The 26307-nt window shown below is 69.4% G+C and carries 13 protein-coding genes; 3 read left to right on the top strand and 10 right to left on the bottom strand.

Annotated features, from left to right (window positions below; translation table 11 throughout):
* Window positions 1-23: 23 nt before the first annotated feature.
* Complete coding sequence (locus ACKY0W_RS02635; RefSeq protein WP_409436281.1) at window positions 24-1391, top strand: FAD-binding oxidoreductase; 1368 nt, start codon at window positions 24-26, stop codon at window positions 1389-1391.
* A gap of 93 nt (window positions 1392-1484) precedes the next feature.
* Window positions 1485-2930 carry an amidase family protein gene (locus ACKY0W_RS02630; protein WP_409436280.1) on the top strand — a complete coding sequence of 482 codons (1446 nt, stop codon included), beginning with the start codon at window positions 1485-1487 and terminating at the stop codon, window positions 2928-2930.
* Window positions 2931-3039: 109 nt separating this feature from the next.
* Here the strand turns inward: ACKY0W_RS02630 and ACKY0W_RS02625 are convergent, their stop codons facing one another.
* The 7 genes from ACKY0W_RS02625 to ACKY0W_RS02595 form a co-directional block, all read right to left on the bottom strand.
* Window positions 3040-5262: a PE family protein gene (locus tag ACKY0W_RS02625; RefSeq protein WP_409436279.1), complete on the bottom strand. Its 2223-nt coding sequence runs from the start codon at window positions 5260-5262 to the stop codon at window positions 3040-3042.
* Between the two features lie 225 nt (window positions 5263-5487).
* The gene (locus ACKY0W_RS02620) at window positions 5488-6477 is read right to left on the bottom strand and encodes an NAD-dependent epimerase/dehydratase family protein (protein WP_409436278.1); all 990 of its coding nucleotides are present in this window, start codon (window positions 6475-6477) and stop codon (window positions 5488-5490) included.
* 5 nt (window positions 6478-6482) lie between these two features.
* Complete coding sequence (locus ACKY0W_RS02615; protein ID WP_409436277.1) at window positions 6483-11897, bottom strand: amino acid adenylation domain-containing protein; 5415 nt, start codon at window positions 11895-11897, stop codon at window positions 6483-6485.
* On the bottom strand, window positions 11894-19030 hold the full coding sequence (locus ACKY0W_RS02610) for an SDR family NAD(P)-dependent oxidoreductase (protein ID WP_409436276.1): 7137 nt from the start codon (window positions 19028-19030) through the stop codon (window positions 11894-11896). Before ACKY0W_RS02610 ends, ACKY0W_RS02615 begins: the two co-directional genes overlap by 4 nt.
* A 189-nt stretch (window positions 19031-19219) precedes the next feature.
* Window positions 19220-19903, bottom strand: a complete 684-nt coding sequence (locus ACKY0W_RS02605; protein ID WP_406756447.1) for a winged helix-turn-helix domain-containing protein — start codon at window positions 19901-19903, stop codon at window positions 19220-19222.
* Between the two features lie 52 nt (window positions 19904-19955).
* Window positions 19956-21137 carry a sensor histidine kinase gene (locus tag ACKY0W_RS02600; protein ID WP_409436275.1) on the bottom strand — a complete coding sequence of 394 codons (1182 nt, stop codon included), beginning with the start codon at window positions 21135-21137 and terminating at the stop codon, window positions 19956-19958.
* 130 nt (window positions 21138-21267) lie between these two features.
* The gene (locus tag ACKY0W_RS02595) at window positions 21268-22017 is read right to left on the bottom strand and encodes a phosphoglyceromutase (RefSeq protein ID WP_409436274.1); all 750 of its coding nucleotides are present in this window, start codon (window positions 22015-22017) and stop codon (window positions 21268-21270) included.
* A 77-nt stretch (window positions 22018-22094) separates the two neighbouring features.
* On the opposite strand from ACKY0W_RS02595, the gene ACKY0W_RS02590 reads away from it, so the two are divergent.
* Complete coding sequence (locus ACKY0W_RS02590) at window positions 22095-22841, top strand: cutinase family protein (protein ID WP_409436273.1); 747 nt, start codon at window positions 22095-22097, stop codon at window positions 22839-22841.
* Window positions 22842-22856: 15 nt separating this feature from the next.
* On the opposite strand, the gene ACKY0W_RS02585 is transcribed toward ACKY0W_RS02590, so the two are convergent.
* The 3 genes from ACKY0W_RS02585 to ACKY0W_RS02575 all read right to left on the bottom strand — a co-directional run bounded on the left by ACKY0W_RS02585 (window position 22857) and on the right by ACKY0W_RS02575 (window position 26149).
* On the bottom strand, window positions 22857-23381 hold the full coding sequence (locus ACKY0W_RS02585) for a YbjN domain-containing protein (RefSeq protein ID WP_409437622.1): 525 nt from the start codon (window positions 23379-23381) through the stop codon (window positions 22857-22859).
* Between the two features lie 115 nt (window positions 23382-23496).
* The gene (mshA, locus tag ACKY0W_RS02580) at window positions 23497-24843 is read right to left on the bottom strand and encodes a D-inositol-3-phosphate glycosyltransferase (protein ID WP_409436272.1); all 1347 of its coding nucleotides are present in this window, start codon (window positions 24841-24843) and stop codon (window positions 23497-23499) included.
* A 22-nt stretch (window positions 24844-24865) separates the two neighbouring features.
* Window positions 24866-26149, bottom strand: a complete 1284-nt coding sequence (locus ACKY0W_RS02575) for an ROK family protein (RefSeq protein WP_409436271.1) — start codon at window positions 26147-26149, stop codon at window positions 24866-24868.
* Between the last annotated feature and the right edge of the window lie 158 nt (window positions 26150-26307).

The raw sequence follows: 26307 nt of genomic DNA, 5'->3' as shown, positions 1-26307 counted from the left end.
CGCGCTGACCCGTTAAGGATGCGATGACAGCCACCACCCCTACCGTTCCGGGCTTTACCGGCGACGCAGTCTCCCCGGGCGATGCCCGCTACGACGAGGTGCGCCAGGTCTTCAACGGTCTGATCGACAAGCGGCCGCGGGTGGTCCTGCAGTGCCGCTCGCAGGACGACATCGTCGCCGCTGTGCGCTATGCCGTGGACTCCGGTGCCCAGATCGCGGTGCGCAGCGGCGGTCACAGTGTCGCCGGCCATTCGGCCACCGAGGGCGGCATCGTCATCGACCTGACGCAGATGCGCGGGGTGCGGGTCGACGCGCAGGAGCGGATCGCCTACGTCGAGGCCGGCGCCACCTGGGGCGATGTTGACCCGGTCACCAGCAAGCACGGCCTGGCCTGCCCGGGCGGGGTGGTCTCGACGACCGGCGTCGGCGGATTCTCGCTCGGCGGCGGCATCGGATGGCTCTCCCGCGCCCACGGCATGACCTGCGACAACCTGATCGGCGCAACGCTGGTGACCGCATCCGGTGAGGTGCTGACGGTCAGCGAGACCGAGAACGCCGACGTGCTGTGGGGCCTGCGCGGCGGGGGCGGCAACTTCGGCGTGGTGGCCCAGTTCGTGCTGCGCCTACACCCGATCTCCGGGGTGGTGGCCGGCGTGCAGTCCTATCCCGACGTCGACGCCGAGGCAGCCCTGCGGCACTTCCGCGCCCAGATGGACAACGCACCGGATCACCTGGCATCCATCCTGGACTTCTCTTCCGACTTCACCACGGGCCAGTCGCTGGTCAACGTGCTGGCCTGTTCGACGCGCACCGATGCGATCAGCAGCGACGACGTCAGCGCGCTGCTCAACGTTCGCGGCGTGGCGGCCAAGCCGGTGGTGGCGGTGCAGCACAAGCTGGACTACTCGACCTGGCAGCAGGCACTGGACTACACGGCGCCGTATGGCTGGCTGAACTACTGGAAGTCGCTGTTCGTCACCGAACTCACCGACGAGGCGATCCGGCGCATCGCCCTGCTGGGGCGGTCGCGGCCCTCGGCGCAGACCCGGCTGCACCTGATCCGGCTCGGCGGGTACGCCAGCCGGGTTCCGGCGGAGTCGACGGCCATCGTCGCCCGCGATCACCCGTACATCATCCATTTGATGGCGACGTGGACCGACCCCGCCGAGAGCGCACGCTGCACGGCGTGGGCCCGGCAGGCCTTCGAGATACTGCGGCCACTGGGCCCGGACAGCGCCTACCTGAACTTCGTCGGCGACGAAGGGCAAGACCGCATTCGCGCGACATTCGGTGACGCCGGATATCAACGCCTCGCCGACCTCAAAGCACGCCTGGATCCGGGCAACCGATTCACCCTCAACCACAACATCGAGCCTGCGACGGGGAGCTGAGCGCTCTGCAGTTCTCAGTGTGTCGCCAACGCCGACACACTTTTACGCCAATGCACGGTGGGTATTGTTGTCCGCGGGGGAAAGGACGCAATGATGTCTGCCGCGCACGACGATGAGTTGGCCTTCGCCGGCGTCGCGCGCTTAGCGCAGTTGGTGCGCGCGCGTGAGGTGTCGCCGCGCGAACTGGTGACCCTGTATCTGGATCGGATCGCCCGCCTTGACCCGGTTTTGAACGTCTTTCGCACCGTGATGGGCGACCGGGCGATGGCCGAGGCGGCACATGTCGAACAGCGACTGGCCGCCGGAGAAGCACTGCCGTTAGCCGGTGTGCCGATCGCGGTCAAGGACGACACCGACGTTGCCGGCGTTTCCTCGATGTGTGGCACCGGAATTGACGCCGGCCCCGCAAGCGCCGACAGCGCCGCCGTGCGACGGCTCCGGGCTGCCGGCGCGGTGATCATCGGCAAGACCCATCTTTCAGAGTTCGGCGCCTACCCGGTGAGCGAATCGGCGACCTGGGGCGTGACCCGCAACCCGTGGGATCTCTACCGAACCCCGGGCGGTTCCAGCGGCGGGTCGGCCGCTGCCGTCGCCGCCGCAATGGTGCCCGGTGCCACCGGTAGTGACAGCGGTGGCTCGGTCCGCATTCCGGCCGCCTGCTGCGGACTGGTCGGGCTGAAGGGCCAGCGTGGCCGGATCAGCACCAAGGAGTCGCCGGAACGGGCCTACCGGTTCCACGGGCTCAACCACATCGGGCCGTTGGCTCGCAGCGTCATCGATGCGGCGCTGCTGCACGACGCGATGACCGGGCCCGAACCCGACGACGAGATTCCCTCGCCCCCGCCGGCACCGCCGCTGATGGAGGCACTGCTGGCGCATCCAAGGCGGCTGCGGATCGCGATGTCGTTCAAGCCCGTTGTGCCGGTACACGTCAGCGATGACGTGCGCCGCCCGGTGCTGGAGACCGCCGAGTTGCTGCGCTCGATGGGCCACGAGGTGGTCGAGCGCAACCCGGTCTATCCGGTGATGGGTATCGCCGCGGTGCTCGCACTGTTCATGAACGGATTCGCCCACGAGATCGAGCGGCTCCCGAAAACCGAACTGTTGGAACGGCGTATGCAGGCCGAGGCCCGAACCAGCCGGCTGGTCCCGGACTGGCTGGCCAGCCGGGCGGTCGCCGCCGAGCCGCGGATCACCGCACGCTCGCAGCGCAGGATCGCCGACTTCGACATTCTGATGACCCCGGTGCTGGCCATTCCGCCGGTACGGGTGGGCTACTTCGAGGGACTCGGGCCGACCCGGGCGATGCTGAAGATGCTCAAGTTCATCCCGTTCACCTTCCCCCAGTGCTACAGCGGTCAGCCGGCCATCTCGGTCCCGACCGGGATCGCCGCCGACGGCGTGCCCGAGGCGGTACACCTGGTGGCGCGGGCCAACGACGAGGCCACCCTGGTCTCACTGGCGGCGCAGATCGAGTCGGTGCAGCCCTGGACGCAGCGTCGTCCGCCGACCGAAGCTCTGCTTTCGCAGGTGGGTTAGCCGTCAGCCATCCGGCACCGGCTGGGGCCGACACTGACAGACCCGCCGTGATGACGTGAAAAGCCCTGTGCTGCAGTTGGTTACGTAAACCAGCTATGGCGTGTACCCCTTACCCGTCGGCCCCGGGAGTCCCGCGAGTGCCATCCCTGCCGCCATTGCTGCCGTTGCCGCCGGAGGTGCCGTCGCTACCGCCTGAGCCGCCGTCGCCGCCTTCGCCGTAACCATTGGGTCCCTGATTGCCACCGGTACCGCCGTCGCCGCCCCGGCCGTCACCCTTCGGTCCGACGGTGCCGCCATTGCCGCCTCGACCACCGATACCGCCCGAGCGGTCCTCGCCGATTCCCTGGCCGCCGTCGCCGCCGGAACCGCCGTCGCCGCCGGAACCGTCCTCCGAGCCCGCGCCGCCACGACCGCCAATTCCGCCGGAGGCGCCAACCGCACCATCGACAGAATTCGCCCCGCCATTACCGCCGTCACCTCCCGTGCCGCCATTGTTGCCGGTCGAACCGCTACCGCCGGATCCTCCGTCCCCGCCGAGGCCGCTGTTGCCATTGGCACCGTTACCGGGGCCGCCTCCGCCGCCGTACAGACCGTCGCCGCCGTCGCCACCGTTGCCGCCGTTGCCGCCGGGCACACCCCAGGCCGATGGCCCGCCCCCTCCACCGGCACCGCCGTAGCCGCCGGTCCCGTTCACGGCGTCGCCCCCGTCGCCACCGTTACCCCCGGCGCCGCCAATTCCCTTGTAGCCGGTGCCACCGCCGCCCGCGTGGCCACCGTCGCCTGCGTACAACCCCGAACTGCCCGCGTCGCCGCCCCTACCGCCGTTGCCACCGACATACCCGTCGGCCGTCCCGGCCGCTCCGTAGCCACCGTTGCCGCCGCGGCCACCATTTCCGGCCGGTCCGGCAGATTGCCCGGCGTCGCCGCTGGCTGCATTGGTGCGGTCACCGTTGTTGCCGCCGAGGCCGCCGGCACCCGCGGCGCCGTTCTCGCCACCGTCGCCGCCGTTGCCGCCGTCGCCGCCGGCGCGGTCACCGAGTTCTGCGGGACCGCCGCTACCCCAGGCCCCGTCACCGCCACGGCCTCCGTCGGCGGCCGACCCGGCCGCGCCGCCGTTGCCACCGACTCCGCCGGTCCCGTTGACACCGCTCCAGAAGTTCTGTGCCAGACCGGCGTCACCGCCCCGGCCGCCGGCGCCACCGTTTCCTCCGGAACCGCCATTACCCGCGGCGCCACCGATGCCGTTGCCGCCCTCGGCAAACGTGCCCGCCGCGCCGTTGGCGCCAGATCCACCGGACCCGCCGTCGCCTCCGACGCCCCCGGCCCCACCGCTGCCGCCGTTGCCGATCAGGAATGCCCCACGGCCACCGCTACCGCCGTTGCCGCCGCCGGCACCAGCAGATCCGGTTTCACCGGTGCCATCGGATCCAGTCAGTCCGACACCACCGTTGCCCCCCACACCGCCATTGCCGCCGTTGCCGGTGTGAACGCCGGCATTGCCACCGTCCCCGCCGTTGCCGCCGAGGGTGGCCTGCTGATCATCGGTGGCATCAAGACCCTGACCACCGGCACCGCCGTTGCCGCCGTTGCCGATGCCGAACCAGGTCCGCGCGTCACCGCCGTTGCCACCGGAACCCGCGGCGAACACGGTGCCTTCGGTATCGATCCGGGCGGCCGCACCGGCGCCACCGGCACCGCCGTGGCCCATCAGCAATCCGCCGATGCCGCCCTCACCACCGTTGCCGCTACCGGCCTCGCCGTCGATCAATGCGGTGCTGCCGGCCCCGCCGGCGCCGCCGTCTCCGAAGATCCCGGCTGCGCCACCGTCGGAGCCGTCAATGCCGTTGCCGCCGTTGCCAAACAGCCAGCCACCGTCCTGCGCCCCGACCAAATCGCCGCTGTCGGTATCGATGTAGGCGTCGGCGCCGTTGCACGCGATGCCGCAAGAATCACCAACGGCGAACAGTCCGTTCAACGGATCCAGCCACCAGGAATTGGACTGGTTGTCGATGATTGCCTGAACCGGGTCATAGATGGCGCTGTACAGCTGCTCATCGAATGCCGTCCAGGCAGACGTCAACCAGTTGCCCGCCTCGGCACTGCCCATCGCCAGCAGCTCGGACACGCCGTCGGTTTCCTGGCCAAAAGACAATCCCGCGTCGCCGCTGTCCGCACCGAACCAGGACAACGGATCCCACAGATCGAAGTCCGCCTGCGCGGGACTCACCACGACCGGCGTCATCCCGAACGCCAGAAACGCCCCCACCGACGCCGCGGCACCCACCACCCGGCGACCACGACGCACTCCTCCGTTGCAGCGACGCTCCGACACTCCGGCCTCCTCTAGCTGAGATACGGCACACCGAACATCCAAACGCCCACCTGAGCCGCAACTTGGAATTGAGCAACACGGAGGTTAGCACTGCTGCCATCGACCACTGTCCGCATTCGACGATTATTCGCCGGATTTCTACAAAGCCGGGTTGCCAACGGGCCCACCCGAATTGAGGCGATCAAGTGAACGCCGGTTCGGCAAACCCCCGCTCCGGCCGGCCGGCTAATCCAGGTAGCCGTTGTCGCGATACCACTCGTAGCCGGAACGCAGCGCGGTCGCGAACGGCGTGAACGGCACACCCAACTCCGCGCGAGACTTGCTGGCATCGGCGAAGATCTCGGCCGTCGACAGCCGCATCTGGCGGGCGTCGATCGGTAGCCGCGGTCCCACCACGACACGTGCCACGCTCACCCCAGCTGCGGCTACCGGAATGAACCAGCGCGGCAACATAACAGAGGGTGGGCGCCGACCGAAGAGTCCGTTGGCGACTGCGAATGCCTCACGGAAAAGCAGATTCTCGCCACCCAGGATGTAGCGCTCCCCGATCCGACCCCGCTCGGCAGCGGCGATGTGGCCGGCCACCACGTCGTCGACCGAGACGAAGTTGGTGCCGCCGGGGGCGGCGAACCACAGCCGGCCCTGCTTGGCTTCGACCAGCATCGCGCTGGCAATGCGGTTGACGTCGCGAGGCCCGATGACCGCCGACGGGTTGACGATCACCACCGGCAGACCGGCCGCGGCGGCTTTCTGCAGTTCAGCCTCGGCGAGGTGTTTGCTGTGCGCGTAGGGGAACTGCCGAGGCCGGATGTTGAAGTCATCGGTCTCGACCAACTCATGTCCGCGCTCTGGAACACCCAGGGCGGCAAGCGAACTGGTGTAGACGAACCGCTTGACCCCGGCCCGCTGGGCGGCGGCGGCCATATCACGGGTGCCGTCCACGTTGGTGCGGTAGAGCCGGGTCTGCGTCCGGTAGCGCCAGTAGTCCGAGATCGCCGCGGTGTGAAACACCCAGTCGCAGTCGGCCATTGCTTCTGCCAGTGCGTCGACGCCATCGTTGACGTCGCCGATCCGGGTCTCGCAGTCCAAACCTTCCAGTGCGGCCATCGGCGAGGTCGAGCGGCGCAGGACCCGCACCTGTATTCCTCGCTCGAGCAGTGCGGCGACCAGGTTCGAGCCGACGAATCCGGTTCCCCCGGTGACGAATGCGCGCATGCCGATCAGAACCGGTAGGTAGTGCAGCCGACCTCGACACCCGAGCCGACCGCCATGATCAGCGCGACGTCGCCCGGTTTGACCAGGCCGCGCCGGCGGGCGTCGGCGATCTGGTAGGGCAGCGTCGAGGTGAACGGGTCACTGGTCTGGCCCTGCGCCTCGAGGTCGACGAACCGCGACCGGTCCACACCGATGTGCGCGGCCAGCTCATCGAGAGCGGCACCGGGCAGGTACGGCGGGAACACCAGCGCGATGTCCTCGGGCGCCAGCTGCTCCAGCGTCAGCAACTCCTTGACCGACGACGGCAAACAGCTCACGTAGATCGCGGCCAGGTTCGGGTCGCGGTCGATCCGCAGCCACATCCGGCCGTCGCGCTCCTGGGTGTAGGTGGCCAACGCGCCCCGGTACTCCGGGTGGTGACCGAAGACGAACCGGCCGAAGCCTTCTGGCCCATGGCTGGGGCTCAGCATGATCGCCGACCCGGTCTCGAAAATACCGTTGCGCGGGTAGCCGCTCTCCGGGGTGTTGTTCTCCACTTCGGAGGCCAGCACCATGGCATGTCCGGTCCGTCCGGCACCGATCATGCCGGCGGCGACATGGCAGCCGTTGAGGAAACCGACCGCCCCGTTGAGAACGTCGAACGCGAAGGTCTTGGGGGCGTCCGCGGACTCCGGCTCGGCGTTGATCCCGACCTCGCCGGCCACCAAGGTGGCGACCGCCGGCTCGCTCAGGAAATCGTCGCGGTAGATGCCGGCGTGAATCACCAGCCCGACGTCGGTCCTCTCGACTGCACTGTCGGCCAGGCAGGCAGTGGCGGCGTCGACGGCGAACTGGATGGAGCTGGGCGGCGTCTGACCCTCTGGCATGGCCATGCCGATGCCCTCGATGCGCACCCGCGGTGTCGCCGGGAGTTCCCGACGGACCCCGCCGGAGCGGACACCGCGCGTGCCGTGGCCGGCCTGGCCGCCCTCGGCTCGGCGCATCCGATCAGGCAGGTCGTCGAACGTATAGAGACCGGTGCCGATGGTCTGCCCGGAGCCGGTGATGGACAGCACCACGTTGTCGCCGGAATTGATCCGACCCGCGTTGATGTAGTCATACAACGCGACGAAATGCGTTGTGGTGGCGGTGTTCCCGCGCTCGGCGAGGTTGCAGATGGTGTTGGCCCGGCTCGCGGCACCGGCACCGAAGACCCGGTTGATGGTCAAGATGGCATCGTTGATGGACGCTTCTGAGGTCTGGTGCATCAGCAGCTGATCGGCCGTCTCGGGCCGCCAGCCGTGCCGCTGCATGACCGCTGCCACATAGGGAACCGAGTGCTTCACCGCGATCGCGGTCTGGGTGACCGAGTCGGTGACCATGATGGCGCCGCCGTGCGGGCCTTCGGTCGCCTTGGCGATGCACAGCTTGGCGAATTCGCTGAACGTGGCCAGATCCAGGTCGTGGAAGCCGACCCGGTCGTTAGGCCCGAGCTCGAGCACTGCCGCCGCGCCGGCGTCGCCGACGGTCAGGCAGGCCAGCCGCGGGTCCATCGCACTTTCGATCTCCTGCTGCGCGGTTTCGGTGATGTGGCTGATGTATTCGCCACTGACCACCAGCGCGTTACGCACCAGGCCGGTCTTGAGGAAGTCCTGGGCCACGCTGACGCCGGTGAACATGCCCGCGCAGGCGTTGTTGATGTCGAAGCAGACGGCGCCCGTCAGCCCCAGCTGATCACGGAACTGCGAGGCGGTGCTCGGCTCGAAGGTGAACATGTGCTCCGGGCCGTCGCAGCGCGAGATGTTGCACGCGATCACCAGATCGATCTCTTCGGGGGCGTAGCTCGACCGCGACAAGCAGTCCGCGATCGCCTTGCGGCCCAAGTCGATCGAGAACTCGTCTTGGCCGGCCATCCGCCGGTTCTTGATACCGGTGAGACGCTCCAGCGGGATCTTCACCTCGTTGACGCAGTCGGCCAGCACTTGCTCGGTGGAGACCGCCCGCGGTGGCAGGTACACGCCGAGGCTCTCGATTACGACGTTGCGCGCCGGACCGCTCTGCACGGGTTTGATCACCGACGCCGGGGCAGGCGTGGCCGCGCGAACCGGCTGCGGCGCGACCACCACGGGCTCGGGCTGCGCCGCAGGCTTGTCCGCTGCCGGCTCGGCCGCGGCGGCCCCGCCGATCGGGCCGAATTCGGCGGCCAGCTCGGCGATGGTGCCGTAGACGAACAGCGACTCCGGTCGCAGTTCCAGTCCCAGCTCTCCCACGCGCACTGCAACTTCCAGCGCCTGGGTGGAGGCGCCGCCGAGGGCGAAGAAGTCGTCGGTGACGCCGACCCGGTCCACGTCGAGCACCTCGCGCCAGATCTCGGCCAGCACCTCTTCGGTGTGGTCGCGGGGCGCGACGAACTCCGCCGGTGCGGCGTCGAGGTCCTTGCCGAGGGCGAGCAACGCCCGGCGATCCACCTTGCCGCTGGCCGACAAAGGCAGCAGGTCGGTGGTGTGGAACACCGCGGGAATCATCGCCGCCGGCACCAGGTCCAGCAGGAAGCGGCGCAGCTCGGCCGTGCCGGGCATTGCCGCGACGGGGACTACATGTGCGATCAGCTGGGTGTTACCCGAGGCGTCTTTGCGTGCCACGACGGCGTTCTCGGCGATACCGGGATGCTGGGCCAGCGCGGCCTCCACCTCACCGAGCTCAATGCGGAAACCGTTGATCTTCACCTGGTCGTCGCGGCGGCCCAGGTATTCGATGTTGCCGTCGGGTCGGTAACGGGCCAGGTCGCCGGTGCGGTACAGCAGGGCACCTGGAACGGAACTGAACGGGTCGTCGAGGAACGCTGCCGCGGTGGCCTCGGGTCGGTTCAGGTAGCCGCGGCCCACGCCAACGCCGCCGATGTGCAGCTCGCCGGGCACCCCGATCGGCACCGGGTTGCCCGTCGCGTCCAGCAAGTGGATCGCGATGTTGGCGATCGGCCGTCCGATCGGGATGATGGGATCGGTTGTCCCACGCTCACAATGGAAATGGGTGACGTCGATAGCGGCTTCGGTCGGGCCGTACAGGTTGTACAGCTCGGCGGGCAGCGCGGCGAAGAAGCTATCGCGCAGGTCCGCCGTGAGCGCTTCACCGCTGCAGAACACCTTGCGCAAGCCGGTACACGAGGCCGCCTGAGACTCCGCAAGGAAGCGGCGCAGCATCGACGGAACGAAATGCATTGTGGTGACGCGCTGTTCGACAATGGTACGCGCCAGGTACGCGGCGTCTTTGTGTCCCTCGGGCTTGGCGATCACCACCCGGGCACCAACCGTCAACGGCCAGAAGATCTCCCAGACGAACGGGTCGAAGTTGATCGGGGTCTTGTGCAGCACCCGGTCATCGGCGGTCAGCTGGTAGGCGTCCTGCATCCACAACAGCCGGTTGCGAATGCCGGCGTGGCTGTTCAGCGCGCCCTTCGGAGCCCCGGTGGAACCCGAGGTGTACATCAGATAGGCCAGATCCGCTGGCGTAGTGCCCGTCTCGGGGGCTGCGGCTTCCTCGACGGGCGCCGTGGAGGGCTGGTCCAGGCACAGCCGGGCTCCGGTGAAACCTGTTGGAACGCAGCCCAAATGCTCACGATGCGTGACACAGACTGGAGCCTCGGGGACGTCGGCGAGCATCGCCTCCATCCGGCCGGTGGGCTGCGCGGGATCCAGCGGCAGGAACACGCCGCCGGCCTTGAGCACGCCGAGCAGCGCGATCACCAGGTCCTCGGAGCGCTCGAGCAGCACCGGAACCACGGCGGGTCCCGGGCCGGTGCCAACACCGAACTGGCGCAACCGGTGTGCCAGGCCGTTGGCCCGCCGGTCCAGTTCGCCGTAGCTGATGTCGCGGCCGTCGTAGCTGACCGCGACGGCGTCCGGTGTGCGCGCGGCGCTGGCGGCGACCATCTCGTGCAAGGTCCCAGGGGCCGCCGAAGAAACCGGGTAGTCGACCGCGGTGTCGTTCCAGGCGGCTAGCGCGGCGCGCTCGGCGTCGGTGAGCAGGGTCAGCTGCGAGACCGGGGCGTCGGCCGCCCCGGGCTGGGCCAGCCCGGTCAGCAGCAACGTGAAGTGCTGCGCAAGGGCCTCGATGGTCGCGGCATCGAACAGGTCGGTGTTGTACTGCAGGGCGAGCTGAAGCTCGTCATCCTGCTCGCCGACCTGCATGGTGATGTCGAAGGGTGAGCCGCCCTGGCCGATGTAGAGGGTTTCCAGGTGCAGGATGCCGTCCCCACCCGACGCGTTGTCCTCGAATAGCCGGACCTGCTGCCAGGCGAACGACACCTGGAACAGCGGGGTGCGCGCGGCGTCACGCACCGGCCGCAGCCGCTCGACGAGCAGCGGCAGCGGGTATTCCTGGTGGCCGATCGCGCCCAGCACGGTGTCTTTGACCTGACCGAGCAGCGCAGCAAAGCTCGGGTCGTCACTCACATCGACGCGTAGCGGCAACGGGTTGGTGACGTAACCGACCATGCCCATCAGCCCGGCCCGGTCGCGGCAGGCGAACGGCGAACCGATGACCAGGTCGTCCTGCCCGCTGTAGCGGTGCAGCAGCACCGCATAGGCCGCCAGCAGGGTCATGTAAGGCGTCGCCCCGACGGTCCGCGCGACCTGCTTGATCCCGGCCGTGACCTGGGCGTCGACGCTGAACCGGTGCAGCGCACCGTCGTAGGTCTGGATCGCCGGCCGCGGCCGATCGGTGGGCAGCGCCAGGGTCGGCAGTTCGCCGCCCAGTGTCTGGTGCCAAAACTCCCAAAGCCGCTCGCCCTCGGGCCCGGCCAGCATCCGGGACTGCTGCGCGGCGTAGTCGACGTAGCGGTCGGCGGGTGGCCCCGGTGGGGCGGAAGGATCAGCGCCGTGTTCGGCGGCGTAGAGCGCCCGCAGCTCGTCGAGGATGATGTCGATGGACCAGAAGTCGACGGCGATGTGGTGCACCGTCAGCAGCAGCACGTGGTCGTCGGGCCGCGCCAGCAATGTCAGCCGCAGCACCGGGCCGGTGCGCAGGTCGAAGGGCCGGTCGATCTCGGCCTGGACCCATTGATCGAGTTCAGCTGCGTCCGCACTGATGCGCTGCGTGGCGATACGCAGCGGCCAGTGCGCGTGGACCAGCGCGACGGGCTGGCCGTCCCGTTCGGTGTAGGTGGTTCGCAGCATCGGGTGCCGGTTCACCAACGCCTGCGCGGCCCGCTCCAGGGCCGGCACATCCAGGCCGCCGTCGATGCGTCCGGCGTAGGCGACGGTGTAGGCCGCACTGTCGGGCGCGAGCCGGTGCATGAACCACATCGAGCGCTGCCCGTAGGACAGCTCGTGTTCGGATGCCGCGTCCTGCGCCTTGGCCCTCAGTAGCTGGGCAAGAAGCTCACGCTTTTTCTCCGGCGACAGGCTGGAGATGTCAGTGGGCACGTCCGGACGATCCGTCACGCGCTGCCCCCATCTTCGGCCATCATCTTCGCCAGCAGCGCATCCACCGCTTCGTCCGACAGCTCGGTGACCTGTGCCAACAGCTCCATCTCCTGCGAGGGGGCCGCCTCCGCGACATCCGGCGCCGCCGACCCTTCGTCAGCCACAACCCGGTCCGTCCCGGCGGCCAGCTGCTCACCAAGCCAGCTGCAAAGGCTGACAACGCTCGGCCCGTCCAGCAGCCGGGCAACGGGAACCACGATACCGAGTTCGCGCTCGACCTGGATGCGAAGTTCCAGGGTGATCAGCGAATCCACCCCTAGGCTGCTCAGCGGTGCGTGCACGTCCAGGCTGGCCGGAGCCAGGCCCAGCTTGCCGGCAACCAAGTCACGCAGGTAGGTCTCCAGCAGCCGCTGGCTCTCCTGGGCATCGGCGGCCTGCACCGCCTCGAACAGACCGCTGCCCGATGCCCCGCCGCCCTGGCCGTCGGTGGCCGTGACCTGCAGGTCGCGCAACAGCGGGGACTGTGCACTCGGGCGCCAGCGCGCCCAGTCGATGTCGAGCACCATCGCTTCGGTCGCGCCATCGGCCATCAGCACCGCCAGCGCCGCCAAGTAGTCCTCGGCCGGCAACCCTTCGACGCCGTAGTGCGAGAAATGCCGGTGCAGCTCGGAGTTGGTGAACATACCCAGTCCGGCCCAGGGCCCGAAGTTGACGCTCAGCGCCGGCCGGCCCGCCGCCCGGCGATGCCAGGCCAGCGCGTCCAGGAAAGCGTTCGCGGCGCCGTAGTTGGCGGCGCCGGGTGAACCCAGCACCGAGGCCGCCGAGGAGAACAGCACGAAGAAGTCCAGCTCCGCGTCGGCGGTCAGGGTGTGCAGGTTCCAGGCACCTTGCACCTTGGGCGCCATCACCGCACGCAGCTGCGCCGCGTCCAGGCGCGCCAGAATCGCGTCGTCGACGGTGCCGGCCGCGTGCACCACGCCGCGCAGCGGCGGCATGGACGCATCGATGGTGGCCAGTGCCGCAGCAACGTCGGCGGATTTGGTGACATCGCCTTGTGCGACGGTCACCTGCGCGCCGGCGGCGCGCAGCTGATCCAGCGTCGCCTGCGCCGCGTCCGAGGGCGCGCTGCGGCCCATCAGGACCAGGTGGCGGGCACCGCGCTCGACCAGCCAGCCGGCCACCTTGCCGCCGACCGCCCCCAGGCCGCCGGTGACCAGGTAAGTGGCTTGCTCGTGGATGTCACTGCCGCGCAGCTCGCCCGCCGCCTCCGACGGAGCCGTATAGGGCTCCAGCCGGGCGACATAGCGGCGATGGCCGCGCAGGGCCACGTCCGTCTCGGGGTTGTCCGACCAGATCTCGCTGAACAGGCCGCGCAGTTCTTCGGGCCCGCCGTCGGCGGCCAGGTCGACGCCGGTGGCGTGCAGCTCGGGGTATTCGTGATCGAGGGAACGGCCCAGCCCCCAGACCGGAGCCTGGCCGACCGACAGGGCCCCGAGGCCGGCTTCGTCCCCGGCCGGCTGCGCCCCGCGCGTCACCAGCCACAGCCGCGGCGATTCCGGCCAACCGGCCAGGGTCAGCGCCTGGATCAGGTGGACCACGCTCAGCGATCCGACGTCGGCGGCCGTCGCCAGCGACTCTTCGGTGGTGTCGGCCGGCGCGGCGGCCAGCAGGTTCCACAGGTGCACCACTCCGCGGCAGGGCGGCCGGTCGCCGCCGAACGCTGCGCGCAGCAACTCGGCGAAGTGTTCCGGACGGGCTGGATCGACCCGGTAGCTGTCGGCGCTCACCCGCTCGATCTCGGCAAGCCCAACGACCGGTTCCACCAGCACGCAGGACTGCGACTGCGCCTCGAGGTGATCCCGCAGCGTGTCGGCGACCGGGCCGTCGGACAGGATCAGCCAGCTGCCGGGGTCGGCGGGCCGGCCCTCGCTGTCGGTCGCCAAAGAGGCCGGCTGCCAACGCATCCGGTAGCTCCGGTCCCGCGGGTCCACGGCCGCGGTGACGACGGTCGGCGCGTGCGACTGCTCGGCAGACAGGGTGCCGGTGGCCAGCAGCGACCAGTTGGCACCGGCGCTGCCATAGCAATCGAATGCGTCGCCGGTCAGGGCGAACTGCACGGTGCGTGCCTGGTCCAGACCGTCACGCAGGCTCAGCTCGGCGACCGACCGAGTGCCGGGCCCGAACGCGACCTCGGCCGCGGCCAGAGCCAACTCGGCCAGCTGCTCGGCCGACAGCGACGCAGTGGTCACGTCGATCTCGGCCAGCACCGTTGCAGGCTGCGCGGCCGACCGGATCGGCCCGCGCCAGCCACCGCCGTTGCCGCCGACGCCGCCTCGCCGCGGCGCCGCGATCGATCCGGCGTTGAGCCAGGAGTGCACCCGCTGCCAGGGGTAGGTCGGAGCCGGAACGCAGCGGCTGCCTTGGGGGTAGATCTGCTCCCAGGCCACCCGGTGCCCCAGGGTGTAGAGGGTGCCCAGCGAGCCCAGCATGGTCGCGCGGCCACTGAAAACCCCGTCGTCGCGGCGCATCGAGGGCAGCAGGGTGGCGCTGCGGTGCACATGCTCGGCGTCCTCGCGGGCTCCGGTCAGCAGGATGGGATGCGGGCTGAGTTCGACGAAGGTGTTGTGCCCGGTCTCGAGCAGCCGACGCAGCGCCGGCGAGAACCGCACCGGCGAGCACAGGTTCGCCACCCAGTAGTCGGCGTCCAGCAGCTTGTTGCCCACCAGTTCCCCGGTGACCGTCGAATACATCGGCACTGTCGGCACGGTCGGCTTCAGCTTCACCAGGCTGCCGCGCAGGCCGGCGCCGAGCGCCTCCATCTGCGGGCTGTGCGAGGCGACGTCGACGTCGATCCAGCGGCAGAACCGGTCCCGCTGCTGCAGTTTGGCCATCAGCGCTTCGAGCACCTTGCGCTCGCCGGCGAGCACCGTCGATCGGTAACTGTTGCTCGCGGCGACGGCCACCTCGCGCTCGTGGCCGGCGATGAGCTCCTGCGCTTCGGCCATGGTGGTCTCGGTGACCATCATCGCCCCACGGCCACGGACGCCACGCAGCATCCGGGCGCGGGCGCAGATCACCCGGGCGGCGTCATCGAGACTCAGCGCGCCCGCGACGTGGGCGGCCGCGGCCTCACCGAGGCTGTGCCCGACGACGGCGGCCGGCTCGACACCCCAGGACCGCCACAGTGCCGCCAGCGCCACCTGAATCGCGAAGATCGTCGGCTGCAGGATTCCGATGTCTTTGAGCTTGGAGCGCTCCTCGGGACCGTCCTGCGCGGCCAGCTCCTTGAGGATCGAGTGCCCCAGATGCGGGAACAGCGCGTTGTCGCAGGCGGCCAGGGCGTCGGCGAACACCGGCTCGTCGGCCTGCAGTCCTTGCGCCATGCCGTGCCACTGCGAGCCCTGGCCGGAGAACACGAACGTGACACCCGGGCCGGGCCGGCTCGGCGCACAGTGGCCCACCGACAATCCGGGCCGTGACTCGCCCTGCCGGTACGCCGAGAGCGACTCGAACATCGCCGCCGGGGTGTCACCGACCACCGAGAGCCGGTAGTCGTGGTGGCCGCGGCGGGCACCGGCGGTGTAGCACAGGTCGGTCAGCGCGGCGCCGCCCATCAAACCGCCCGAGAACAAAGCCATCTCGTACTCGCCGACCAACGCGGTCAGCGCCTCCGGCGATCGTGCGGACAGCGCGAGCAGTTCGGCGCGCGGTGCCGCGGTGTCGTCGTAGTAGCTGCTGCGGGCCTGTGGAGCCTCGGTGAGCACGACGTGGGCGTTGGTGCCGCCGAAGCCGAACGAGCTGACCCCGGCGATCGCCCGGCTGCCCGACGGCCACGGGGTCAGCTTCTGGACCACCTCCAGCGGCAGGCGGTCGAATCCGATGTGCGGGTTGGGCTCGGTGTAGTTCAGGCTGGCCGGGATCTCCCGGTGCTGCAACGACAGCGCCACCTTGATCAGGCCGGCGATACCGGCCGCCGCCTCCAGGTGGCCGATGTTGGTCTTGACCGAGCCGACCAGGCAGCGACTGCCCTCCGGTCGGCCTTCGGCCAGTGCGGCGCCCAAGGCGTTGGCCTCGATGGCGTCGCCGATCGATGTGCCGGTGCCGTGCGCCTCGACGTACTGGACCGCGCCAACGGGCAGGCCCGCCCGTCGGAACGACTCGGCGACCACGCCCTCCTGCGCCCGACCACTGGGAGCGATCAGGCCGTTGGTCCGGCCGTCGGAGTTGGTGGCACTGCCGCGGATCACCGCGTACACCGGGTCGTTGTCCTCCAGCGCCTTGCGCAGCGGCTTGAGCACGACCACGCCGGCGCCCTCACCGCGGACATAGCCGTCGGCGTCGGCGTCGAACGTCTTGCAACGGCCGTCGGGCGCCATCACCCGGGCCTTGCTGAAATTGATCGCCAGCGCCGGCGACAAGATCACGTTCACCCCGGCGGCCAGCGCCATGTTGCATTCGCCGTCGCGCAGGCTGCGGCACGCCAAGTCGACGGCGACCAGCGACGACGAGCAGGCGGTGTCGATCGACATGCTCGGCCCGTGGAAGTCGAACGTGTACGACAGCCGGTTGGCGGCGATGCTCAGCGCGTTGCCGGTGCCGGTGTAGGCGTCGACGAGCTGCGGCTGACCCAGCCGCAGGAAGCCGTAGTCATTGGTGGAGATGCCGACGAAGACGCCGGTGCGACTGCCGGCCAGCTCGCCTGGCACCTGGCCGGCGTCTTCCAGCGCCTCCCACGCCACCTCGAGCAACAATCGCTGCTGCGGGTCCATCTGCGCCGACTCGCGCGGCGAGATCCCGAAGAACTGGAAATCGAACTGGTCGACCTGGCCCAGGAAGCCGCCGCGGCGGGTGACCGCGGTGCCCGGAACCGACGGGTCGGGGTTGTAGAAGGCGTCGACGTCCCACCGGTCGGCCGGGACGTCACTGGTGGCGTCCATCCCGCCGGACAGCAGCCGCCAGAAACCCTCGGGCCCATCAGCGCCCGGGAAGCGGCAGCCGATACCGACGATCGCGATGGGCTCGTCGGCGGCGGGCCGCTCGGTGCGCTCGGCAGCAGCGCCGGCGCTCGGAGCCGCCGGCGTCTTCGCAGCGACCCGGGCCAGATGCGCCGACAGGATGTCGATCGACGGGTATTCGTAGGCGATCGTGGGGGCCAGTTCGAAGCCCAGCCACGTCTCGAGGGCGCTGGAGAGCCGGACCGCGTGGATGGAGTCCAGTCCGTAGAACGCGAACGGCTTGGCCGGATCGATCTCGGCCAGCGGCAGCTCGAGGTCTTGCGACAGCCGCTCGATGAGCCAAGTACTGATCTCGGACGCACTGTGGGCGCCTGATTCGGTCCGCTCCGCCACCGGGGCCGGCTCGGCCTGGGCTTGCGGCTGCGCGGTGGCGGCCGCCGACGGCCACTGGGCCACCACCGGCAGCTCGCCGTCGAGGTACTGCTGCTTGCACGCGCTGCGCTGGATCTTGCCGCTGGAGGTGGTGGGCAGCTGCAACGGCTGGACCAGCACGACGGCGTGCGTGCGGACCGAATGGTTCTGCGTGACCTCGGTGCGGATGACCTGCATGGCCTCGTCAGCCTGCTCGCCTGCCAGGCGGCTCGGGTCCACTTCTTGGACCACGACCAGTTGCTCGGCCGCGCCCGGTTCCGGGGCGATCGAGAACACCGCACCGCGGCCGCGCAGCAGCGCCGGATTGGTGTTCTGAACGGTCAGCTCGATGTCGTTGGGGTAGTGGTTGGTGCCCCGGATGATGATCAGGTCTTTGCGACGACCGGTGACGAACAATTCCCCGGAATGCAGGAATCCCAGGTCGCCGGTGCGCAGGAACGGGCCCTCACCGGTGTCGGCCAACGTCGCGGCGAACGTCTCCGCGGACAGTTCCGGGGCGCCCCAGTAGCCGTGCGCGACGCTGCCGCCGGACACCCAGATCTCGCCGACCTGGTCTCCGGCGCACTCCAACCGGGTCTCGGGGTCGACGATGATCACCCGCTGGCCGCCGCGGGGCTTGCCACAGCCGACCATGGTCGCCACGTTCGGATCGTCGGCGGCGACATCGATCACCCGGTTGTCGCCCAGTGCGACCCGGTCTACGTGCTGCACCATCGGCACCGGCAGGTCCGACCCGCCGGATACCAGCAAGGTGCCCTCAGCCAGTCCGTAGACCGGGTAGAACGACTGGGGCCGGAAGCCCGACGGTGCGAACAACTCGACGAACCCGTCCAGGGTGGCCGTGCGCACCGGTTCGGCACCACACAGCGCCACCGACCAGTTGGACAGGTCCAGCGCAGCGCGCTCCTGCGGAGTGCTCAGCTCGACGCACAGGTCGAAGGCGAAGTTCGGTGCGGCGGTGATCATCGCGCGGTGCCGCGAGATGGCCTCCAGCCACCGCATCGGGCGCTTGATGAACGCCGTCGGCGGCATCAGGATCGAATGCCCGCCGACGTACATGGTGCCCAACAACCCGCCGATCAGACCCATGTCGTGGTACGGCGGCAGCCAGAACACGCCGGTCACGTACGGCATGTTGGGATTCGCGCCCCAGGCCTCGGCGATGGTCGCCATGTTGTGCACCAGGTTGCCGTGAGTCAGCACGACTCCCTTGGGTGCGCTGGTCGACCCGGAGGTGTACTGCAGCATTGCGATGCTGTCGCCGTCGATCTGCGGCGCCGCCCAGGCCGCCGCACTGCCCGTGACGTCGACGTCGGTGATGGTCCAACGCAGCGCCTGGCCGCCGGGCAGGGCGTCGATCGCAGGCTTGATCTTGGGTTCGATCTCGCTGGTGGTCAGCGCGAAGCCGGGCTGGACGTCGGCGATGATCGATTCGACGCGCGGCAGCAGGTGTTCGCGCATCGGCGGATGCACCGGGATCGCGATGGCTCCGGCGTACAGACAGCCGAAGAAGCTGGCGATGAAGTCCAGCCCCGGGGGACACAACACCAGCACCCGTTGCCCGGACGCTCCCTGCCCCTGCAGGTCAGCGGCGATCTGGCGGGCGCGCCGGTCCAGCTCGCCGTAGGTCGCCTGGCTGATTTCGTGCTCATCACCGTCACGCGAGAAGGTGAAAGCCAAGTTCTCGCCGTACTGCGCCGCACGCTGCGTCAGCAGATCAACCAGCGTGCGCAAGGTGTGCGCCGTGTCGTCCGGCCCGCTCATCGATCGCGTCTCCCGTGTAACTGACGAAGTGTGGATTGGGCCCAAGGATTCCCACAGGCAACCTTGATTAAGGTTACCTTAAGAAGTCGGACGTCCAATTCGCGTAATTTTCGGCGACGACGACCCCGCCGAGCAAGTTAGGAGACCCCACCAAGGGGCTACCGGGGGGCGCAGAGGGCGCAAGAAGGTTTAGCCCTCCAGCTTGTACCCGAGTCCACGCACGGTAACCAGGTGCACCGGATTGGCAGGATCGGACTCGATCTTGGACCGAAGTCGTTTGACGTGGACATCCAATGTCTTGGTGTCGCCGACGTAATCCGCACCCCAGACCCGGTCGATCAACTGGCCGCGGGTCAGCACGCGGCCGGTGTTGCGCATCAGGTACTCGAGCAGGTCGAACTCCTTGAGCGGCAAGGTAATCTGCTCGCCGTTCACCATGACGACGTGCCGTTCGACGTCCATGCGCACCGGGCCGGACTCCAGCACACCCTCACCGACGCCGCCTTCGTCGTCACCGCCGCGGCGCAGCACCGCCCGAATCCGGGCGATCAGCTCGCGGGCCGAATACGGCTTGGTCACGTAGTCGTCGGCACCCAATTCCAGGCCGACGACCTTGTCGATCTCGCTGTCGCGGGCAGTGACCATAATCACCGGAACGCTGGAACGCGCACGCAGTTGCTTACAGACGTCGGTGCCCGACATCCCCGGCAGCATCAGATCCAGCAGCACGATGTCGGCGCCGGCCCGGTCGAATTCGGCCAGGGCGGCGGTTCCATCGCCCACCACGGTGGCCTCGAAACCCTCTTTACGCAGCAGAAATGCCAACGGGTCGGCCAGTGATTCCTCGTCCTCAACGATCAAGACATGTGTCATCGACGCTGTCCCTCCGCGTAGCCACCCTCTGCGTCATCGACAGTGGGTCTCATCACTGCTCCTCCTTCTCTGGGTCCACACTGCCTTGGTATGCGGGAATCGCCAAGGTAAACGTCGAACCGGTGCCCGGCTGGCTCCACAACGTGATGGTGCCGTTGTGGTTGGCCGCCACGTGCTTGACGATCGCCAACCCCAGCCCGGTGCCCCCGGTGGCCCGCGAGCGGGCCTTGTCGCTGCGGAAGAACCGTTCGAACACGCGCTGCTGATCCTTGGGCGCGATGCCGATGCCACGGTCGGTCACGGCGATCTCGATGACCCCCTCCCGGCGACGCCGGCTGATCGACACCGGCGAACCGTGCGGCGAGTAGGCGATCGCATTGGACACCAGGTTGGCCAGCGCGGTGACCAGCAGTGGTTCGTCGCCGAGCACGCGCAACCCGCTCGGGGCATCGGTGGTGATCGTGATCTCGGCGTTGTCGGCGGCCACCTTGTGCCGGGAGATCGCCTCGTTGACCACCGCGTCGACGTCGACGACGCCCAGGTCCGGCAGCGGGTCGGCGCCCTGCAGCCGGGACAGTTCGATCAACTCGCCGATCATGCTGGCGAGCCGGTTGGCCTCCACCAGCACTCGCTCGGCGAACGGCCGCACCGCCTCGGGGTCATCGGCCGACGCCAGCAGTGCCTCGGCGAGCAGCCCCATCGCCCCCACCGGGGTTTTGAGTTCATGGCTGACGTTGGCCACGAAGTCGCGGCGGCTGGCCTCCATGCGGGCCTGCTCGGACTGATCGTCGACGATCACCACCGCGAACCGGCGATCCTCTTCCGACAGCATGCTGGCATAGCCGCGCACCGCGGACAGATCCGACCGGGTGGCCCCGGGAGCGCGCTTGGCCACCGTCAGGTCGAAGACGACTTCCTCGTCGCCGGCCAGTGCGCGTTGTGCGGCCGCCCACGCCTCGTCGTCGAGCAACCGGCCGTGCACCAGCCCCAACTCGGTTGCGCGCTCATTGAGGTAGACGACGTCGCGGTGGGAGTCGACGACCGCGATCCCCAGCGAGGCGTGCGAAACGATCTGCTGCAGCATCTCCGCGACGGTGATCCCGGACCGTTCGGTGGCCGCCTTGCGGCGCCGCTCGGCCAGTCGCGGCGACAGCCAAACGCCGGCCGCCACGCCCGCCGCCAGGGCAGGAATCGCCGACGCTGCAGCAAGCGTCAGCGCCGAGGTCGCAGCCACGGCAAAATCGTACGCAGTCCGGCACCGTGAGCTGACCAGCGTTCGACGGTGACGTGCGCCGAATGTGAATTCAACGCGAAGATTTCACCCGGGCTCCACCCTGTATTCACACTGGGCGGGCCTAAAACCGCTACTTGGCGCCCTGGCTCGCCACCGCTGCAGCCCCGGCGGCGGCCGCCTCCGGGTCCAGATAGACGCCGCCGGCAACCTTCGGGCGCAGGTCGGCATCCAAGTCGTAGCGCAACGGGATGCCCGTCGGAATGTTCAGCCCGACCACGTCCTCATCCGACATCTGATCGAGGTACTTCACCAGCGCCCGCAACGAGTTGCCGTGCGCCGCGATCAGCACCGTCTTGCCGCACCGCAGGTCTGGGATGACGACGTCGGTGAAGTACGGCAGGAAGCGCGCCACCACGTCGGCCAGGCATTCGGTCAGGGGGCCGCCACCGATGTCGGCATAACGGGCATCGGTGTCCTGGCTGTAGCGGCTGCCTGCCTCGATCGGTGGCGGCGGGGTGTCGTAGCTGCGCCGCCATGTCATGAACTGGTCGTCGCCGTAGCGCGCCTTGGTGGCGGCCTTGTCCAGGCCCTGTAGGGCGCCGTAGTGGCGCTCGTTGAGCCGCCAGGTGCGGTGCACCGGGATCCAGTGCCGGTCAGCGGCGTCCAGCGCCAGGTTCGCGGTGGTGATCGCCCGGCGCAGCAGCGAGGTGTAGACCACATCCGGCGCCAGACCGTGCTCGACCAGCAGCGAGCCGGCGCGGACCGCTTCGGTGCGGCCCTTGTCGGTCAGGTTGACGTCCATCCAGCCGGTGAACTGGTTGCTGGCGTTCCATTCGCTTTCGCCGTGGCGCAGCAGCACCAGGGTGGCAGTGTCAGACATGGGCGTCAGTGTCTCACGGGCACCAATGCGGGTTACCGTCGTAGGAAGGTCCGGCGACCGGGATCGGGGGTGTGGCGGTGAAGCTTCCTCGCTTGCGGCCGGTCCCCCACCTCCTCGCCGCCGCACTGCTGACGACCTCGGCGGTGCCGCTGACCGTGGCAGCTCCGGACGCGGCCGCCAAGCCGTGCGCCGACGTCGAGCTGGTCTTCGCCCGTGGTAGCGACGAGCCGCCCGGCGTCGGCAAGGTCGGGCAGGCATTCGTCGACGCCCTGCGCTCCAAGCTCACCGACCGGTCGATGGTGGTGTATCCGGTCAACTACGCCGCCGCCAGCGGCTTGTCCAGCGGTCTCGATTTCGACCGAAGCGTGATCGCCGGGATCCGCGACGAGGTCAGCCACATCGAGTGGACGGCGCTGGACTGTCCGGATACCCAGATCGTGCTGGGCGGCTACTCCCAAGGCGCGGCCGTCACCGGTTATGCGACGGCGCAGTCGGTGCCGGCCGGGTTGCCGGACGAGCTGGTGCCGGATCTACCGCGACCGATGCCCGACGTGGTGGCCGACCACGTTGCGGCGGTGATCCTGTTCGGGAAGCCCTCGGCCACGTTCATCCGGCGTTACGACGCGCCGCCGGTCAGGGTCGGCCCGCTCTACGCGGCCAATACCCGCGAGTACTGCGCGCACAATGACGCCGTCTGCGACGGCACCGACGGTCTCCCGCTCGGGCATATGGATTACCCGACTAACGGCATGCCGGCCGAAGCCGCGGCGTTCGCCGCCCGCCGTATCGAAGCCGACGCGAATCGCGACGTCACCCTGCACTGATCGGTGGCCGGCTGGCTACGACGTCGCGACGTCACCATCCTTGTCGATCAGGTGCTCGAACGCCTGCAGGTTCTTCAGCGACTGCCCGGTGGACACCCGCCACTCCCATTCCTTCTGGATCGAAGTGGCAAATCCCAACTCCAGCAACGTATTGAAGTCGAAGTCGACGGCTTCGAGCACCTGCCCGAGCACCCGGTCGATCTCCTCGGCGGTCACCGACGTCAGCGCCATCCGGCCGACCAGGTAGATGTCGCCGACGTTGTCCAAGGTGTAGGCCACCCCGTAGAGCCGGCGGTTGCGCTTGAGCAGGTACCGGTAGACCTCGGCGTGGTTCTCGTCGGGCTGACGACAGACGAACGCCTCCACGCGCACCGAGTGCTCGCCGATGCTGAGGATGGTGTTGGTCTTGAGCTTGCGCTCGCCGGGCAGTTCCACGATCAGCCCCGGCAGCCCGCCGTGGGAGCCCGGCGTCGGCGAGTAGGTCAGCTCGGCCGCCTGCAGCGTCCTCTCGATGAGCTCCTGGACGTCGCCGCGGTTCACTCCCACCACTGCCTCCTGCGAGCGTCGAGTGTGCGGTTTACTCGGCAACACACCGGCGCTGGCGTCGGAAACCGCACACTCGGCGCCGACGGGGCGCCCGGTGTCGCCATCCGAGTCACGCGCGCGCCCCGCGCCGCGTCGGCCAGCGGCGGGGCCGGCGCGTCGCTCCGAGCACCCGCATCCGCCCACCCCGGGCCGAGCCGAAGTCTTCGATCGCCTGGGTGTAGCTGGCCAGCTGGGAGTCCACGGTGCGCTCCCAGGAGAACTGCGTCGCATGGCTGACCGCGGCCCGGCGCATCGCCCAACCGCGGGGCCCGGAACTCAGCCGCAGCAGCTCGTCGAGGGCGCTCGCCCACGCCTCGATCCCGTGCCCGTCGACCAGTCGCCCGGTGACCCCGTCGCGCACCGCCACCGGCAATCCACCGACGGCCGCGGCGACCACCGGCGTCCCGCACGCCTGCGCCTCCAGCGCGACCAGACCGAAAGATTCGGAGTAACTGGGCACCGCCACCAGGTCGGCGGCCTGGAACAGCGTCGCCAGATCCTCGCGGGACTGCGGCGGCAGGAACGTCACCCGGTCACTGATACCCAGTTCGGCCGCCAGCCGAACCAGGCCGCCCGGAGCCGCCAGCCCGCTGCTGCCCGACGGGCCGCCGGCCACCACCACGCGCACCCCGGGCAGTTTCGCGACCGCCCGCAGCAGGACGTCGGGCGCCTTGAGGGGCTGGATGCGGCCAACGAACGCCACGATCGGTTCGGTCGGCGACAACTCCAACGCCTCCCGGGCCACCAGCTTGTCGCCGGGCCGGAACACCTGCAGGTCGACGCCCGGGTGCGCCACGTCGATCCGGCGCGGGTCCGCCTCGTGCAGTGCGATGAGTTGCTGCGCCTCGTCGTCGGTGTTGACGATCAGCCGGTCCGCGGCATCGACGACCTGCTGCTCACCGACCGTGCGCAGCGGCGGTTCCGGGGTGTCCCCGGCGGCCAGGGCGGCGTTCTTCACCCCGGCCAGGGTGTGTGCGGTGTGCACCAGCGGCACCGCCCACCGGTCCGCAGCCAACCAGCCGACCTGACCCGACAGCCAGTAGTGCGAATGCACGACGTCGTAGTAGCCAGGCTCGTGGGCCGCCTCGGCGCGCAGCACCCCGGCGGCGAACGCGCACAGCTGAGTGGGCAGGTCGTTCTTGTCCAGACCCTCGAACGGTCCGGCCACCACGTTGCGCACCAACACGCCGGGCGCGACGTGGGCCACCGGCGGATCGGCCGACGACGTGGCGCGGGTGAAGACCTCCACGGCCACCCCGCGGCGCGCCAGATGTAGTGCGCTCTGCAGGACGTAGACGTTCATTCCGCCGGCATCGCCGGTGCCGGGTTGAGCCAGCGGCGAAGTGTGTACCGACAGCAGCGCTACCCGGTGCACGTCGGATCGGATGCCTCCGCCCCCTCCGATGCCATAGCCCACCCCGCCATCTTTACAGGTCCGATCAGGCGGACACGTCCGGGACCACGCGGGCGACCGGACCGCGGGAGCGGCGCATCGCGCCGACCGGATCGGCGTAGAGCCCGCCCAGTGACACCGTTCCGGCACCGGCTTCCTGGACCCGGTTGCCGAACGCGGTCACCCGGAGGCTGCGTCCCGACAGCACCGAACGCTGCGTGAACGCCCGCTCCACCTCGGCCATGCCCTCCGGGTATTCGGTGAATCCCTGCCCGCCGACCACCAGGTCATCGGGGTTGAGTACGTCACGCAACAGCGCCACCGCTTCGCCCAGCGCGCGGGCGCGCTCGGTCAGCAGTGCCACCGCCCGCTCGTCGCCGCCGCGCGCCTCGCGCACCAGAGTGGTTACCGCCGCCGACACCGCCCCGCTGCCCTCCGGCAGGAGCCGTAGCCGACGAGCCGCGGCCAGCACCGCCTCATCGCTGACGGTGGATTCCAGATGCCCGGTGCCCCCGAGCAGCTCCGAGTACACGGGCAGGCCGGCGATGGTGCCGGGACCGCTGGCCGGGCTGTGCACCCGTCCGCCGATCACCAAGGCGTAGCCGACCGTTTCCCGGGCGTAGACGTAGAGGCTGGTGGTGCTGTTGGCCGTCGGCCGCCGTACACCGAACAGCAGTTCCGCCCCGGCCATCGCGTCCACGTGGGAGGCAACCGACACCGGCAGGCCCAGCTCCTCGGCCAGCACCGGCCCGACCGGCGCGGCCGTCCAGCCCAGCCGCGGGTGGTCGACGTGACCGGTGGCCCCGTCCACCGCGCCACCGATCGCCACCCCGACCCACAGCGGCCGGCGCTTTTGCCAGCGGGTCAGATACCGGCTGGCGCTGGCGGCCAGCGACGCCAGCGCCGGCGTCGCCCCATTGTTCGGGGTCGGAGTCTCGACGACGTCCAGGGTGCGGCCGAGCAGGTCGGTGGCCACGATGCTGGTGGTCTTGGCGCCGATGTGCAGGCCCAGGGTGAGGAACGGTTCGTGGTTGACCACCACCGGCCGACGCGGCCGCCCGATCGCCCCGGAAGTGGCCAGGTCGGCGCGTTCCAGCAGCAATCCGGCTTCCAGCAGGGCACTGACCTGGCGGTTGACGGTGGCGACGCTCAGCGAGGTAGCGCCGGCGATGGCCTCACGGGCGACGGGGCCGTGCTGGCGTACCGCGGCGAACACTTCGGCACCGGCGCTGTCTGCCAGTTGCAGGGCCGGGGCTACCACGCGCGGGTGGGAGCGGAGCCGGCCGTTCCGGTGGCTGGCCAGGTGAGCGGTGAGAGAGGTAGTACGCACGCGATGTCCTTGTCTGGAGAAAAATCCCAATGCGGGCCGTTTACGCCTACGACCCGGCGGATTCTCCTAAGGAGCGCTACTCGCAGCAGGTCAGGCGCAGCAACATGCGCGACAACACGCGCCGTGGGCGACCAGACAGACCGCTGTCAGAAAGCGGG

It is taken from the genome of Mycobacterium sp. SMC-14 (assembly GCF_046250075.1).
GTDB lineage: Bacteria > Actinomycetota > Actinomycetes > Mycobacteriales > Mycobacteriaceae > Mycobacterium.
Note: the sequence above shows the minus strand (reverse complement) of the source record. Positions and strands in the feature narration are given on the sequence as shown.

Coding starts and splice junctions, on each gene's coding strand:
- ACKY0W_RS02635 (WP_409436281.1), top strand. CDS start 24: ATGACAGCCACCACCCCTACCGTTCCGGGCTTTACCGGCGACGCAGTC.
- ACKY0W_RS02630 (WP_409436280.1), top strand. CDS start 1,485: ATGTCTGCCGCGCACGACGATGAGTTGGCCTTCGCCGGCGTCGCGCGC.
- ACKY0W_RS02620 (WP_409436278.1), bottom strand. CDS start 6,477: ATGCGCGCATTCGTCACCGGGGGAACCGGATTCGTCGGCTCGAACCTG.
- ACKY0W_RS02610 (WP_409436276.1), bottom strand. CDS start 19,030: ATGAGCGGGCCGGACGACACGGCGCACACCTTGCGCACGCTGGTTGAT.
- ACKY0W_RS02605 (WP_406756447.1), bottom strand. CDS start 19,903: ATGACACATGTCTTGATCGTTGAGGACGAGGAATCACTGGCCGACCCG.
- ACKY0W_RS02595 (WP_409436274.1), bottom strand. CDS start 22,017: ATGTCTGACACTGCCACCCTGGTGCTGCTGCGCCACGGCGAAAGCGAA.